Raw genomic sequence first — 13,032 nt, 5'->3', positions numbered from 1 at the left:
GTGGCCAGCCTCAGCGTGCCAGCCGATTCCCTCACCATCCGGCGGCTGACCGCCGACGATACCGCCGCCTTCCGCGCCCTCAGGCTGGAGGCGCTGACCAACCATCCCGAAGCGTTTGGCGAAAGCGCCGCCGAGTGGACGGCCCGCAGCGATGGGGAGATCGCCGCCATTCATGACTCCTCGCTGGTCATGGGCGCTTTTGCCGATAGGCACCTCGTCGCACTGGGGGCGCTTGGTTTCAACGACCGGGAACAGGGCCGGCACCTGTCCACCCTGTGGACCATGTATGTGGCGCCCGCGGTCCGCGGCCGGGGCACGGCCGGCCGCCTGCTGGACGCCCTCATCGCCGCGGCCCGCGCCCGGCCCGGCCTGCGCCGCATCAGCCTCGCCGTGACTGTCGGCAATGTCTCCGCCCTGCGCCTTTATGAATCCCGCGGCTTCGTCGTCTGGGGCACCGACCCCGAGGCAAACGCCGTCGCCGGCCGGCTGTACGATGAAGTCCGTATGAGCCTGGCTCTCCACTGACGGACTACACATGGCCCTCTATCAGATTCTCTACACCTCCAACGCCCTGCGGCAGATGGACATGGCCGACCTCGGCCGCATCGAACAGGTGTCGGTCCGCAACAACCGCGCCGCCGGCGTCACCGGTCTGCTGCTCTATGTGGGCGGCAATTTCCTGCAGTATCTCGAAGGCAGCCAGGCCGCCGTGGAGGGTATCTACGGCAAGCTGCACCGCGACCGCCGGCATTACGGACTGACGGTGATTCATCGTGCGCCGCGGCAGAACCGGCTGTTTGACCGCTGGGCCATGGGGGTGCATGCGGTGCTGCCTGGCGAGGCCGGCGGCGACGCCCTGTTCCGTCTGTCGCACAAGGCGCTGGAGCGGCGTCTGTCATCAGGGGGCCAGGCGGCGGAGCGAACCGCCAACGTGCCGGTCCATGACCCGGTGGCGCCGCGCCTGATCCGCACCTTCTGGCAGGTTTGCGGCGGCCGTTAGCCGGCGCCCCGCCGCCCGGCCTATAGTGGCCCCGTCCGTGCGCCAACGCGGCGCCCGCGCAACCGTTCGTCGCCGCCCGACTTTGCCGGGAATCCGCCCTTGCCTGATCGCCGCCCCAGCCTGATCCGCCGCCTCACCCTCGGTCTCGGCGCCCAGGCCTATAGCCAGGCGACGATCCTTTTCGTTCGCCTGGCCGAAGTGCCGTTGCTGTTGAGCCTGTGGGGTGTGCAGCTCTACGGAGAATGGCTCATGCTGGCCGCCATCCCCGCCTGGCTGGCCGCCGGCGACGGCGGCTTCGCCGACGCCACGGCGCGGCAGATGACCATTCGCGCCGGTGCCGGCGACCGGGCCGGCGCGCTGACTCTTTTCCGCAGCACCTTCCTCCTGCTGCTGGCGGTCTCCGCCGGGCTGGTGGTGCTGGCCTTCGCCGGCGCGCCGTTGCTGCCGCTGGACCGCTGGTTCGGTTTCACGGTCATGAGCGGGCCCGTCGCCGCCACGGTCGTCGGCCTTCTGATTCTCCATGTGGTGGCCGGCTTTCAGTCCAGCCTGCTCTATGGCGGTTTCATGGCCGAAGGCCGCTACGGTCAGGGCATCGCCCTGATGACCACCATCCAGTTGCTGGAGTTTGGCGGCCTGGCCATCGCCGTCCTGGCCGGTGGCGGACCGGTGGCCGCGGCCGGCGGCTGGCTGGCCGGCCGGCTGGCCGGGCTGGTCATGATGCGCCTGGTCCTGCGGCGCACGGCGCCCTGGCTGCGCTATGGACTGGCCGGCGCCACCTGGGCCGAGGTCCGCGCCCTGACCGCGCCCGCCTTCGCCTCGCTTGCCTTTCCGCTGGGCAATGCCTTCAACACCCAGGCCCTGCGTCTGGTGGTCGGCGCCCTGCTGGGCCCGGCGGCCGTCGCCGTCTTCGTGCCCATCCGCATACTGACCCGTCTCGCCATGCAGCCGCGCGCCGTGCTGGGAAGCCTCATGCAGGCGGAAATGGCTATGGCCCACGGCGCGGCCGACTACGACCTGTTCCGTCGCCTGTTCCGCCGCTCCAGCCAGTTCTCCCTGTGGGGCGGGCTGGCGGTGGCGGTGGCTATCGCCCTGACCGCCCGGCCGGTGCTTGATCTGTGGACCGGCGGGGCGATCATCCTCGACTGGCCGCTGACCGCCGCCTTGCTGCTGGCCGCCGTACTCAACAGCCTGTGGTATGCCGCCCTGATGGTGGCCTATGCCACCAACCGCCACGGACCTGTCGCCATCGTCTATCTGCTGGTCTACGGGCTGGGGGCGACTCTGCTGGCCTGGCTGGCGGTCGGCGCCACGGGCCTCGCCGGCGCCGGCTGGGCCCTGCTGGCGGCGGAGGCGATCATGCTGATGTGGGTGCTGCCGGTCACCTGGCGCATGAGCGACGAGCGGCCGCTCGCCTGGCTCCGCCAGGTCTTAACCCCGCCATGGATCGTGCTTGCCTGGGCCGGCAAGGCTTTCACCCGCCGCCGGCCCTAGTCCCGCTCTCCCCGCAGGCGACGCCGCAGGCCCCGCAGGTTGCGCACAACAAACCGCAACCACAGCCAGGCCGGCCACGACAGCAGATCGCGCCGGACGAACAGCACATCCGTATTGTCGCGGCTGAAATTGATCCGCCGGAACCCGGCCGCCCGCATCAGCGCCATGGCCCGGCGCACGCGCACCGCCTGCTCCGGCCAGACAAAGTCATGAAACTCCACCGTGATCTGGCGAAAGCATCGCAGCTCCGCCGCCGCCGCGCCCTCAAACACATCCAGCTCCGCCCCTTCAATGTCCAGCTTCAGCAGGTCCGCCTGGTCGAACCCGGCCTCGCGCCGCAGGCGGGCCAGAGTCCATAGCGCCACCGTCTCACCACTGCTTTCCTCGCCCGGCGTGACCTCGCCCAGCAGGCTGGCGCAGCGCTCCGCATAGACGTTGATAACCACCTCGCCGTCATGACCGCCGATCGCTGCCCGCCACGCCCGCAGGCGCGGGTCGCGCGCACGGGCGTCATACAGCGCCTGCACCGGCTCCACGGCCACCATCCGTGCGTCATAGGCCGTCATCATGGCCTGGCTGAACTGGCCGTGGTTGAACCCGGCATCAATGATCAGCGGCGGCGAGCCAAACAGGCTGGCCAGGAAACTGTGGCCGCAGACGCGGGCGACGCGGGCCATCATGCGCCGCCGGTCCGGCCTGCCGGCGCCTCTGCGGCCGGCGGGGCCGGCCGCCAGTCGTGCCATATGCGGTTGAGCCGCGCCGCCCGCACATACAGCACATCGCGCTCCACCGGATAGCTCGCCGCCACCCGGCCCGCCTCCTGAAAGACCACCGGGTGCAGGCCGGCCTGCAGCATGGCCGCCGTCACCGGCGCGAAACTGGGCTCCATACCCTCATACTCCGGCACGAAGGACAGCTCCACCAGAACCGCCTCGGCCCGCGCCAGCAGCCTGGTCATGCCGGCCACCGCCGCCACTTCGTGGCCCTGCACGTCGATCTTGACCACCACGACGCGCTGCTGCCCGTCAAAGGCGGGGTCCAGCACCAGATCGTCCAGGCGGGCCAGCCGCACACTCTGCCGGTCGTGCCCCTCGTCGCGGCCGGCCGCCGCCGCTGGTGCATAACGCTCCAGCGATGACAGGGTGTGGTCGCCGCCCACATGCATGGTCGCCACGCCCGCATGATCGGAGGCGCCGACCTGATGCACCACCGCGCCGGCAATCTCGGCGGCCAGGGCGGTCAGATGTGGCTGCACCGCCGCCTGCGGCTCCACCAGCACCGGCACCGTATGGGGAAAGGCGCGCAGAAAATCGCGTGTCCATGCCCCCACATTGGCTCCCACATCCACCAGATAATAGGCCTCGGCCGGATCGAGAAAGCGCAGCAGATTGACCACATCCTCCGCCGCCGATGGCCGCCGCAACGCCTGCCGGCCAAGACCCGGCGGCAGCGCCACCCCGGCCCGGCGCAGGCGCGCAATCTCCTGCAGCAGGCCGGCCCGCCGCGCCAGCGCCGCGCCGTAGTGGCCGCCGCAACGGCATAATATCTCCATCAGGCCCGTCACTGAGTCCCCTCTTGCCCATGGCCCGGTCACAACCGCGGCGCGCGGCCGCCCCGCGCCGGAGACTAGCAGCCTTCGCCGGGCGCCGCGCCTCACTCCGCATGAATCGCAACCCTGACCCATGCGACGCGCTCATATGCGTGTTTTCCGGGCATCCCCCTCGCCCGCCGCCAGTGCCGGGGTCTAGACTTTGGCAAAAGCCTGCATCAGGCGCCTGCACCGGGGGATCCCATGAAAGCCATCGAAGCCATTGCCCGCATCCTCAAGGCCGAAGGCACGGAGATGCTGTTCTGCTATCCGCGTCAGGAGCTGATCGAGCACGCCGCCATAGCCGGCATCAGGCCTGTGGTCTGCCGCCAGGAACGGGTCGGCATCGCCATGGCCGATGGCCTCGGCCGGGCCAGCTTCGGCGAGAAGATCGGCGTCTTCACCATGCAGGCCGGCCCCGGCGTGGAGAACAGCTTTCCCGGTGTCGCTCAGTCCTTTTCCGACAGCGTGCCGACGTTGATCATCGCCGGCGGCGATTCCCGTTCGCGCCGCCACGTCCATCAGGCCTTCTCCAGCCTGGACAACTTCTCCCGCGTCAGCCGCTTCCTAGCCGCCCCGGCCACCGGCACGGACGTGCCGGCGCTGCTGCGCCAGGCCTATTTCACCCTGCGGTCGGCCGGCGGTCCGGCGATTCTGGAAATGCCGCGCGAAGCCTGGAACGAAGAGGTGCCCGACGCCCTGGTGAACTCGTGGGTGCGGGTGCGCCCGGCCCTGGCCATGCCTGACCCCGACGCGGTGACGGCGGCGGCGAAGCATCTGGTGGCGGCGAAGGCGCCGATCCTGTGGGGTGGCCAGGGGGTCATCACGTCTGGCGCCAGCGAAGCCCTGGTGCGGCTGGCCGAGCTGCTGGACGCGCCGGTGATGACCACCCTCAGCGGCAAGAGCGGCTTTCCCGAGGACCATCCCCTGTCGGTCGGCGCGTCGGCGGTCAACGGCACCCGTATGCAGCGCACCTTCCTTGGCGAGGCGGATGTGGTGGCCGGTTTCGGCACCAGCTTTACCCGCACCGCCTTCGGCCCGCGCGTGCCCGACGCCGACCGCATCATCATCCACCAGACTCGCGCGCTCGCCGACATGCACAAGGAAAGCGCGCCGGCCGTCACCCTGCTGGGCGACACCCGTCTGGCGCTGGAAGCCCTGGCCGACGAAGTGGAGCGCCAGGGCGGCCGCAAGAAAAGCGACACCGCCGACCGCATCGCCGCCATCCGCACCCAATGGCTGGCCGACTGGCGGGCCCAGCACGAGTCCGACGAAGTGCCCATCAACCAGTATCGGGTCCTGCACGAACTGGCCCGCTTGGTCGATCCGGCCGACGTCATCATCACCCATGACGCCGGCAGCCCGCGCGAACAGGTGGCTCCCTTCTGGCGCGCCACCAGACCCGGCGGTTATCTGGGCTGGGGCAAGTCCACCCAGCTCGGCTACGGCCTCGGCCTGATCATGGGCGCGAAACTGGCGCAGCCGTCGAAGCTGTGCATCAACGTCATGGGCGACGCCGCCATCGGCATGACCGGACTCGATCTGGAAACCGCCGCGCGCAATGGCATCGCCACCCTGACCATCGTCTTCAACAACGGTGTCATGGCCATGGAGGGCGACTCCATGCCCTATGCCATCAAGACCTACGGCGCGTGGGACGAAGGCGGTAATTACGCCAGGGTGGCAGAGGGGCTGGGCGTGTGGTCGCGCCGCACCGACAGGCCCGAGGCCATCGCCGATGCCTTGAGGGCGGCTATTGCCGAGACCGAGGCCGGCCGCCCGGCGGTTGCTGAGTTCGTCGTCAAGGAAGGCTACGACTTCTCCAAATAGACCTGCCAGGAGCCGCCATGACCCCATCGCCTGCCCCACAACCTGCTCTGCCTGAACCGGTCATTGCCGCCAGCGCCCACGGTCTGCGCGAGGTCGCCTGGTTCGACTGCCCCGGCGGCGGCCAGGTGGTGGTCGATCAGGGCATCGCCTATATCGGCCATATGAAGCACCCGGCCGGCACCAGCACGGTTGATGTGCGCGATCCGGCCAATCCCAGACAGCTCGACCACCTGCAAATGCCGCCCGGCATGCACGCCCACAAGGTGCGGGTGGCCAACGGCCTGATGCTCACCAACCGCGAATTTGTCGGCCCCATGGTGCCGTCGTCGCCCGACCTCAGGGGCGGGCTGGCCATCCATGACGTATCCACGCCCGGCCGGCCGCGCCATATCACCGACTGGCGGATTCCGGGCAATGGCGTGCACCGTTTCGACTTCGACGGCCGCTACGCCTATCTCTCCGCCACCCAGGATGGCTATGTAGGGACCATCATGGTCATCCTCGATCTGGCCGATCCGGCAAAGCCAGTCGAGGCGGGCCGCTGGTGGATGGAGGGTCAGTGGACCGCCGGCGGCGAAACCCCGTCATGGGACAAGGGCTCGTGGCACTGTCACCACCCGCTGCGCCGTGGCGACCGCCTCTATGTGAGCTACTGGCACGGCGGCTTCGCCATTCTCGACATTGCCGATATCAGCCGGCCAAGGCGGGTCGGCGGCTTCCGCACCGCGCCGCCCCATCCGTGGCCCACGCACACCGCCCTGCCTCTGCCCTACCGCTTGCGCGGCCGCGACGTGCTGCTGGTGGCGGACGAGGACGCGGCCAAGATCGGCCCCGGCGAGGGGGCGTATCTGTGGCTCTATGACATTACCGACGAGGCCCACCCGGTGCCCTTCTCCACCTTTCAGGTGGCCGGCGACGACGGTACGCCGGTGGCTAACTTCACCGGCTGTCATCAGCCGTCGGAGATCGTCACCGGCACGGAGATTCCCGTCGCCTGGTTCGCCCACGGCCTGCGCATCGTCGACATCGCCAACCCCCATGCCATCCGCGAGGTGGCTCACTTCGTGCCCCCCCTGCGCGGCGCCATGACCCGGGCGCAGTCCAATGACGTGACGGTTGACGAGCGCGGCCTCATCTACGTCATCGACCGGGTGCAGGGGCTGACCATTCTCGAGAGGATCTGACATGGCTTTCGACTTCGAGCGCCGCCTGGCCCGCGCCGCGCCGGCGCCGGCGCCCACATGGTCCGGCTTTGCCCCGTATAACTTCATCGGCGGCCACAACGATTCGGCAAGCCTGCCGAGCGATGGCCTGGCCGAGGCGGCGGTGGCGGTGCTGCGCGACCGTGGCCGCGACCTCAGCTACTATTCCATTGGCGACGGGCCACGCGGCGTCCGCTCCCTGCGACGCGAAGTGGCGCAGCGCCTGGCGCGCCATCGCGGCGCGACGGTGGATGCGGACTCCGTCCTCATTACCACCGGCTCGCACGAGGGGCTGGACCTCATCAACCGGGTGCTGCTCAACCCCGGCGATACGGTCATTGTCGAGCAGCACTGCTATGAAGGCGCGCTCAACGGGCTGCGCGCCGCCGGCGCCCGGATCGTCGCCGCCCCCCTCGATCAGGACGGGCTCAACATGGCGGCTCTGGCCGGCCTGCTCGAGCGTATGCAATCCGACGGCACCCGGCCGCGCTTCCTCTACACCATTCCCACCGTGCAGAACCCGACCGGCAGCGTCCTGCCGCTGGACCGCCGCCACGAGCTGTTGCGCCTCGCCGCCGCCCACGACCTCGCCATCGTCGAGGACGAATGCTACGCCGACCTGCTGTGGCAGGGCGACGGACCGCCCTCCCTGCTGGGCCTCGACAGTGACGGTCGCGTCATCCATGTGGGCAGCTTCTCCAAGAATCTGGCGCCGGCGCTGCGTCTTGGCTATGCGATAGCGCCGCCGGCCGTGCTGTCGCGCATGACCTCGGCCAAGGGTGGCGGCAGCGGCGCGCTGGAACAGCTCGTGGTGGCCGAGTATTTCGCCGGCCATTTCACCGGTCACCGTGACCGTCTGCGCCAGGCGCTGAAGCGCAAGTGCGACGTCATGCTGGAATGCCTCGCCGAGTCCTTCGGCACCGCCGCCGACGTGCACAGGCCGCCTGGCGGCATCTATGTGTGGGTGCGCCTGCCTGAGGCGGTGGATGCGGAGCGTCTGTTCGCCGCCGCCATGGCGGAAGGCGTGGCGATCAACCCCGGCCCGCGCTGGTCGGCCGACCCCGACAGCGCCACCCATCACATCCGCCTGTGCTTCGCCGCGCCGACGGAACAGGAAATGCGCGATGGTATCGCCCGCCTCGCCGCCATCTGCCAGCGGGAGTTCGGCGTGCCCGCCACAAGCGCCAATGTGAGAGGCTAGACCCCCAACCGAACAGGGAGGCACCCCGCCATGTCCACCCCATCCGACTCCATCGCCGCGCTGGAAAAGGAAATCTGGGAAAAGACCGCCCGGCTCAACCACCTGCGCCGCCAGACTGCCGATGACGGTGGACCGGCGGTGGCCGACTACAGCTTCGCCACGCTCACCGGGCCGCTGCGCCTCAGTGACCTCTTCGCCGGCCACGACACCCTGCTGGCCATTCACAATATGGGCCAGGGCTGCCGCCACTGCACATTGCGGGCCGACGGCCTCAACGGCCTGCTGCCCCATCTGGAAACCGCCATGAGCGTAGTTCTGCTGTCGAAGGACGACCCTCACACCCAACAGCGTTTCGCCCATGAGCGGGGCTGGCGCTTCCGCCTGGCCTCACACGGTGGCGGCGCCTATATCCGCGAACAGGCAATCCAGCCGGGCCATGACAATTATCCGGGCTGCGTGGTCTATCGCCGCGACGGCGCCGCCATCCGCCGCCGGCACGCCGCCGCCTTCGGCGAGAACGACCTGTTCTGTCCGGCCTGGCATCTGCTGGCCATGGCCGGCCGTGGCGAGGATGACTGGCACCCGCAGTTCAGCTACTGGCGACGACCGGACGCCATGGATGATGGTGGCGCCAACCTGCCGGACTAGACGGTTGGCGTGCGCGTCTGCCGGTTTCTCAGCAACAGTTTAGCGACGACCGCCGCCGCGCTGTTCTCGTAGCTCCCCTTGGACATCTCCTTGAGCTCGTCCTGCAACCACGCCTCGTCGAACAACTCCCAGCCTTGCGTATCGAAGTGCGCGCGGATCTTTTCGCGATCCTTGTCGTTACGGATTTTCTCGCAGGCAAGGGCCAGAGTAATCGTGGGATTCGCCGCCACAAGTCCGGTTCGACAAAGCTGCTGTTTCAGCCGGTCAAGGACGAGGGTCCGCAGTGTGCTGTCGTTAAACAGCTTGTACCGGCTGCTATGCAGGCCACCCTCTTCGAACGCCGCAAAGGAAACACCCACCCAGTCGATATAGCTCTTGCATTCCACAACCAGCAGCTCGTTCAAACCACCCTTGTACGCGACCACATCCAGCTCCCACCGTGGTGCCGTCGGTCGTCCGATTTTGCGTTTCTCTTCCTTGGTCAGCTCGACCTTGAGATTGTTCTGAACCCAGAAGCCCTTACGCCAGAAGATTTCACTGACTAGGGTTTCGAACGCATCCATCTTTGGGCTCCTGGACTCGCTGCTTTATCTGTCCGCCAGCGCCCGTTTTACATGCGGGTCTTCTTTCAGGCCGGCCCACAGGGCCTGGAGCTTCGGGCAGTCGGCCAGAATGTCGGCCACGCCGAAATACTCTTCTCCATATTCCGTCAGATAATAGAGCGCCGGCGCCATGCCGCAGTCGGCCAGGGTCAGGGACCGGCCCACCGCATGGCCGCCGCCGTCCACGCAACGCTCCAGCGCCGCCAGTCCGCGCCGCACCTCGCCCAGCCCGGCGGCCAGCGCCGGACTGTCCTTGCCTTCCGCCTTGACCAGCGCGAAAAGCGGCAGATAGCGGGCGAACACATAGTTGTCCGTCATGGCGGTGATCATGCGCGCCCGCGCCCGCTCCGCCGGGTCCGCCGGCAGCAGGTCGGGGCCGTCGCAGGCGTCGTTGAGATACTCGTTGATGACCGCCGACTCGGCGATGATGCGGCCGTCGTCCAGCCGCAGCGAGGGCACCTTGCCCATGGGCGTCAGGGCCTTGAAGGCGTCGCTGGCGAAACCGCCCGGCGGCGCTTCCGTCGGCAGGTCAATGCCCTTGGCATAGGCGGCGATACGCACCCGCACGGCAAACGGCGACGTCGCCCCCTGATAGAGCTTCATGGGTTATTCCTCCCGCTGAGTGGGGCAGCGGTCATTCCGCCGCCTGTTGTTTCATCTGCTGGCGCACCTGTTCAGCCAGGCGGGCGAGCTCTGCGCCATCGTCCCACGGCCGCTTGTGGCCGGCCAGCAGGGACTGCCGGATGGCGTCCGCCATATGTTTCGCCAGATCCGATTGCGCCGTCGCCGCGGGTTCGATGCCGGTCTCTACCAGGCGTTTGGCCACTGCCGCGGCGGAGGCGATGGCCGGCACCAGCCGCCACCCGCCTTTGGCGCCGACCCGCGCCGCCACAATGTCGCCCGGCTGGCCGTGCGCCTGGGTGAAATTGTCCAGCACGTCGCGATAGGCCCATTCCCCCGCCACCGGCTCGGTCAGCGGCGGCGGGCCGCCGCTGTGCACCTCGGCGATCGCCTGCGCCGCCGGCACGAAGCGGGTCGCGGCATACGTCTCCTCCACCTGCTCGTTGTCGGCGCGCATCAGGTTGACCAGATAGGCGATGCCCGAGGCGTGGCCCAGCGTCGCCGCATGGCTGGTGAAGCCGAGCCACGCGCCGTCACCGCCGGCCAGCACCGATTCGATGACCGAGGCGTGCTCCATGCCGTTGCCGGCGTGGGGATGCACCAGAATGAGGGTGGGTGGCGCAAAGTGATGACGCAGCCAGCGGGTCACCGCGCCGTGCTGAAACGGGAACTGGGTGCCGCGCGGGTCCTCATACATCAGGCCCTCGGGGGCCAGGGCCGCCACCCGCCGCGCCACTTCGCTGGCATAGTCCGGCTCGTCGCGGAAGCAGTCCATCACGTCCGACAGGTTGATGAACACGTCGCCGCCGGTCCTCTGGCGGATCCACGCGACACTCTCCTCCAGATTGGCCAGCGTCTCTTCACCGCTGCGGCCGGCCCGCTCGCGCCGCGGCCGGCTGAACTCGAAATGAAAGATGGAATTGGGCGAGCCGAACGCCGCCTGCTTCTCCAGACTCACATCGGGCACGAAGGCGCCGGCGCCATCGCGTGCGCCCGGCATGACAAAGACGAAGGCGCCCGACAGATCGGCGCCACTGGCGCGCAGGTCCTGGCAGAAGCGGTCGTCCACCGTCTCCGGACCGGCCAGGGTGGCCACCACCCGGCGGTTGAAGCCCAGCTCCTGGCTCAGGCGCAGCAGGGTGTGCTTGTCGGCCAGGGTGTGGCCAAGCGGCGATCCGGTCGCCGGCTCGCGGATGGTCAGGTCCAGCATCACCGGCCGCACCGTACGCAGCCGCTCCAGCTTGCCGGCGATTTCCTTCTGCGCCGCCTGCAACGCACTGTCGTCCGACCTCTTTGCCGTGGTCATGCCCTGGCCTCCTATTGCCGGGTGGCCAGGGCGCGGGGGAACACCTGATCGCCGCTGCCACCGGACCAATGGCGCTGCGCTACCCGCGCCAGCACCTGCTCCTGGCCGGCGTTCATCTTCGCCGCCGCCGCCCCATGGTCGAAGGCGGTCACCTCGCCGTCGCGCACCACCTGGCGGCCATCCACATAGACATGGCGGATCGGCCGTTCCAGGGCCGAGAACACCAGCGTCCGCAGGGGGTCGCGCCGTGGCTGCATCAGCGGGTGGGTAAGGTCCACCAGCACCAGGTCGGCCCTGGCCCCCACCGCGATGCGGCCCAGATCGTCGCGCTGCAGGGCTTTGGCGCCGCCCAGGGTCGCCGCGCTGAAAGCATCGGCCACGGTGGCGTCGCCGCGATAGCCGTCGGCGACGCAGCCCATCTGCGCCACGTTGCGCACCTCGTCCACCATGTTGAGCGGGTTGGCGTCGATGCCCACGCCGATATTGACGCCACGCTTGCGGTGGCTGGAAAAACTGTGCAGAACCCGGCCGGCCCGCGCCTGCACCACCGGACAGTGGGCGATGGTGGCGCCGGTCTCTGCCAGAATCCCGATGTCCCGCTTTTCCGGCCAGAACAGGCGCGGATTGTCGTCGGTGAAGAGACAATGGGCGAGTATCGATCCCGGTCGCAGGAAACCAAGATCGTTCAGCCACTGCACCGGCGACTTGCCATGGCGGCGCATCATCTCGGCGAACTCGACGATGCTCTGGCCCGCATGGACCTGCACCGGCATGTTGCGGTCGGCCGCCGCCGCCACCGTTTCGCGGATCAGCTCTTCGGTGACGGAGTCCGCCTGGCCCGGGCAGATCATGCCCTTGAGGCGGCCGCTCTCATGGCGCTCCGCCGCGTCCACCGCGGCAATCGCCTGACGGAACTGCTGGCGGCCGGACTCCTCGTCCCAGTCGTAGCGGGTCTCATGGCCGTTCGAGGTGCGGAAGCTGGCCGACTGGAACGTCGCCCCCGCATAAGCGCGGATGCCGCTGTCGGCCAGCGTGTCGAGCCAGCCGTCGAAGGGAAACTCGAAATCCACCACCGTGGTGCAGCCGCTCTTCAGCAGCTCGGCCAGCGAGGCCTGCAGGCCGGCCACCCGATATTCGTCGTCCATGCTGACGACGCCGGTATATTCGAACAGCACCGTGCCGAACATCTTGGGGCTCGACAGCTCGTCGCGAATACCCTTCAGCTCAAAGGTGGACGACGGATGACAGTGGATGTTGACCATGCCCGGCATGACCATCATGTGGCGGCCGTCCACCTCCGTCGTCACCGGCCCGTCATAGTGGCGGCCGACAAAGGTGATGGCGCCATCGGCGAAGGCCAGGTCCGCATCGCGCAGATAGTGATGACCGGCCGCGTCGGCGGCGATCAGAAAGTCGATGTGGCGGATGCAGGTGGTCTCGTTCATGGCTCTTGAATCCCTCTCATGACGTGGCTGCCGTGCCGCCTCGCGCGGTGCGCCGCCGACCACTAGACTAGCCCGATCCCGTCCGGCCTGACACGGCC

At 68.7% G+C, this 13,032-nt stretch carries 13 protein-coding genes; 7 read left to right on the top strand and 6 right to left on the bottom strand.

From position 1 onward, the window contains the following. The 3 genes from RIE31_08085 (at position 1) to RIE31_08075 (ending at position 2,491) form a co-directional block, all read left to right on the top strand. Positions 1-525, top strand: coding sequence for a GNAT family N-acetyltransferase (locus RIE31_08085; protein MEQ8640545.1), 525 nt, complete (start codon positions 1-3; stop codon positions 523-525). A 10-nt stretch (positions 526-535) separates the two neighbouring features. Next, positions 536-1,000: a BLUF domain-containing protein gene (locus RIE31_08080; protein MEQ8640544.1), complete on the top strand. Its 465-nt coding sequence runs from the start codon at positions 536-538 to the stop codon at positions 998-1,000. Positions 1,001-1,099: 99 nt separating this feature from the next. Then, positions 1,100-2,491 (top strand): hypothetical protein, encoded by a 1,392-nt coding sequence (locus RIE31_08075; protein MEQ8640543.1) that lies wholly within the window; start codon positions 1,100-1,102, stop codon positions 2,489-2,491. Here RIE31_08075 and RIE31_08070 read toward each other — a convergent pair. Then, on the bottom strand, positions 2,488-3,171 hold the full coding sequence (locus RIE31_08070; protein MEQ8640542.1) for an FkbM family methyltransferase: 684 nt from the start codon (positions 3,169-3,171) through the stop codon (positions 2,488-2,490). The two genes, RIE31_08075 and RIE31_08070, sit on opposite strands and share 4 nt — an antisense overlap. After that, positions 3,168-4,055, bottom strand: coding sequence for an FkbM family methyltransferase (locus RIE31_08065; GenBank protein ID MEQ8640541.1), 888 nt, complete (start codon positions 4,053-4,055; stop codon positions 3,168-3,170). Before RIE31_08065 ends, RIE31_08070 begins: the two co-directional genes overlap by 4 nt. Positions 4,056-4,157: 102 nt before the next feature. On the opposite strand from RIE31_08065, the gene RIE31_08060 reads away from it, so the two are divergent. Genes RIE31_08060 through RIE31_08045 form a run of 4 tightly spaced genes read left to right on the top strand, consistent with a single transcriptional unit; the run spans position 4,158 to position 8,960 of the window. Then, positions 4,158-5,909: a thiamine pyrophosphate-requiring protein gene (locus RIE31_08060; protein ID MEQ8640540.1), complete on the top strand. Its 1,752-nt coding sequence runs from the start codon at positions 4,158-4,160 to the stop codon at positions 5,907-5,909. A 17-nt stretch (positions 5,910-5,926) separates the two neighbouring features. Further along, positions 5,927-7,093: a hypothetical protein gene (locus tag RIE31_08055; GenBank protein MEQ8640539.1), complete on the top strand. Its 1,167-nt coding sequence runs from the start codon at positions 5,927-5,929 to the stop codon at positions 7,091-7,093. Position 7,094: 1 nt separating this feature from the next. Continuing rightward, positions 7,095-8,312: a PLP-dependent aminotransferase family protein gene (locus RIE31_08050; GenBank protein ID MEQ8640538.1), complete on the top strand. Its 1,218-nt coding sequence runs from the start codon at positions 7,095-7,097 to the stop codon at positions 8,310-8,312. A 30-nt stretch (positions 8,313-8,342) separates the two neighbouring features. After that, the gene (locus tag RIE31_08045) at positions 8,343-8,960 is read left to right on the top strand and encodes a DUF899 family protein (GenBank protein ID MEQ8640537.1); all 618 of its coding nucleotides are present in this window, start codon (positions 8,343-8,345) and stop codon (positions 8,958-8,960) included. Here the strand turns inward: RIE31_08045 and RIE31_08040 are convergent. Genes RIE31_08040 through RIE31_08025 form a run of 4 tightly spaced genes read right to left on the bottom strand, consistent with a single transcriptional unit; the run spans position 8,957 to position 12,934 of the window. Then, positions 8,957-9,523 carry a hypothetical protein gene (locus tag RIE31_08040; protein MEQ8640536.1) on the bottom strand — a complete coding sequence of 189 codons (567 nt, stop codon included), beginning with the start codon at positions 9,521-9,523 and terminating at the stop codon, positions 8,957-8,959. The two genes, RIE31_08045 and RIE31_08040, sit on opposite strands and share 4 nt — an antisense overlap. A 24-nt stretch (positions 9,524-9,547) precedes the next feature. Continuing rightward, entirely contained in the window at positions 9,548-10,165 is a 618-nt protein-coding gene (locus RIE31_08035) for a glutathione S-transferase family protein (GenBank protein ID MEQ8640535.1), read from the bottom strand. Positions 10,166-10,196: 31 nt separating this feature from the next. Beyond that, a complete protein-coding gene (locus RIE31_08030) occupies positions 10,197-11,489 on the bottom strand; it encodes a hypothetical protein (GenBank protein MEQ8640534.1) in 1,293 nt (430 codons plus the stop codon). A gap of 11 nt (positions 11,490-11,500) precedes the next feature. Beyond that, positions 11,501-12,934, bottom strand: a complete 1,434-nt coding sequence (locus RIE31_08025) for an amidohydrolase family protein (GenBank protein ID MEQ8640533.1) — start codon at positions 12,932-12,934, stop codon at positions 11,501-11,503. Positions 12,935-13,032: the final 98 nt, after the last annotated feature.

The sequence above is a fragment of the Alphaproteobacteria bacterium genome (assembly GCA_040218575.1).
In the GTDB taxonomy this organism is placed as follows: domain Bacteria; phylum Pseudomonadota; class Alphaproteobacteria; order JAVJRE01; family JAVJRE01; genus JAVJRE01.
This window is presented reverse-complemented; position numbering and strand designations above follow the sequence as displayed.

What these genes read in the sequence shown, in the direction of transcription:
- RIE31_08080 (MEQ8640544.1), top strand. Translation starts at nt 536, where the DNA reads ATGGCCCTCTATCAGATTCTCTACACCTCCAACGCCCTGCGGCAGATG.
- RIE31_08070 (MEQ8640542.1), bottom strand. Translation starts at nt 3,171, where the DNA reads ATGATGGCCCGCGTCGCCCGCGTCTGCGGCCACAGTTTCCTGGCCAGC.
- RIE31_08055 (MEQ8640539.1), top strand. Translation starts at nt 5,927, where the DNA reads ATGACCCCATCGCCTGCCCCACAACCTGCTCTGCCTGAACCGGTCATT.
- RIE31_08050 (MEQ8640538.1), top strand. Translation starts at nt 7,095, where the DNA reads ATGGCTTTCGACTTCGAGCGCCGCCTGGCCCGCGCCGCGCCGGCGCCG.
- RIE31_08045 (MEQ8640537.1), top strand. Translation starts at nt 8,343, where the DNA reads ATGTCCACCCCATCCGACTCCATCGCCGCGCTGGAAAAGGAAATCTGG.
- RIE31_08040 (MEQ8640536.1), bottom strand. Translation starts at nt 9,523, where the DNA reads ATGGATGCGTTCGAAACCCTAGTCAGTGAAATCTTCTGGCGTAAGGGC.
- RIE31_08035 (MEQ8640535.1), bottom strand. Translation starts at nt 10,165, where the DNA reads ATGAAGCTCTATCAGGGGGCGACGTCGCCGTTTGCCGTGCGGGTGCGT.
- RIE31_08030 (MEQ8640534.1), bottom strand. Translation starts at nt 11,489, where the DNA reads ATGACCACGGCAAAGAGGTCGGACGACAGTGCGTTGCAGGCGGCGCAG.
- RIE31_08025 (MEQ8640533.1), bottom strand. Translation starts at nt 12,934, where the DNA reads ATGAACGAGACCACCTGCATCCGCCACATCGACTTTCTGATCGCCGCC.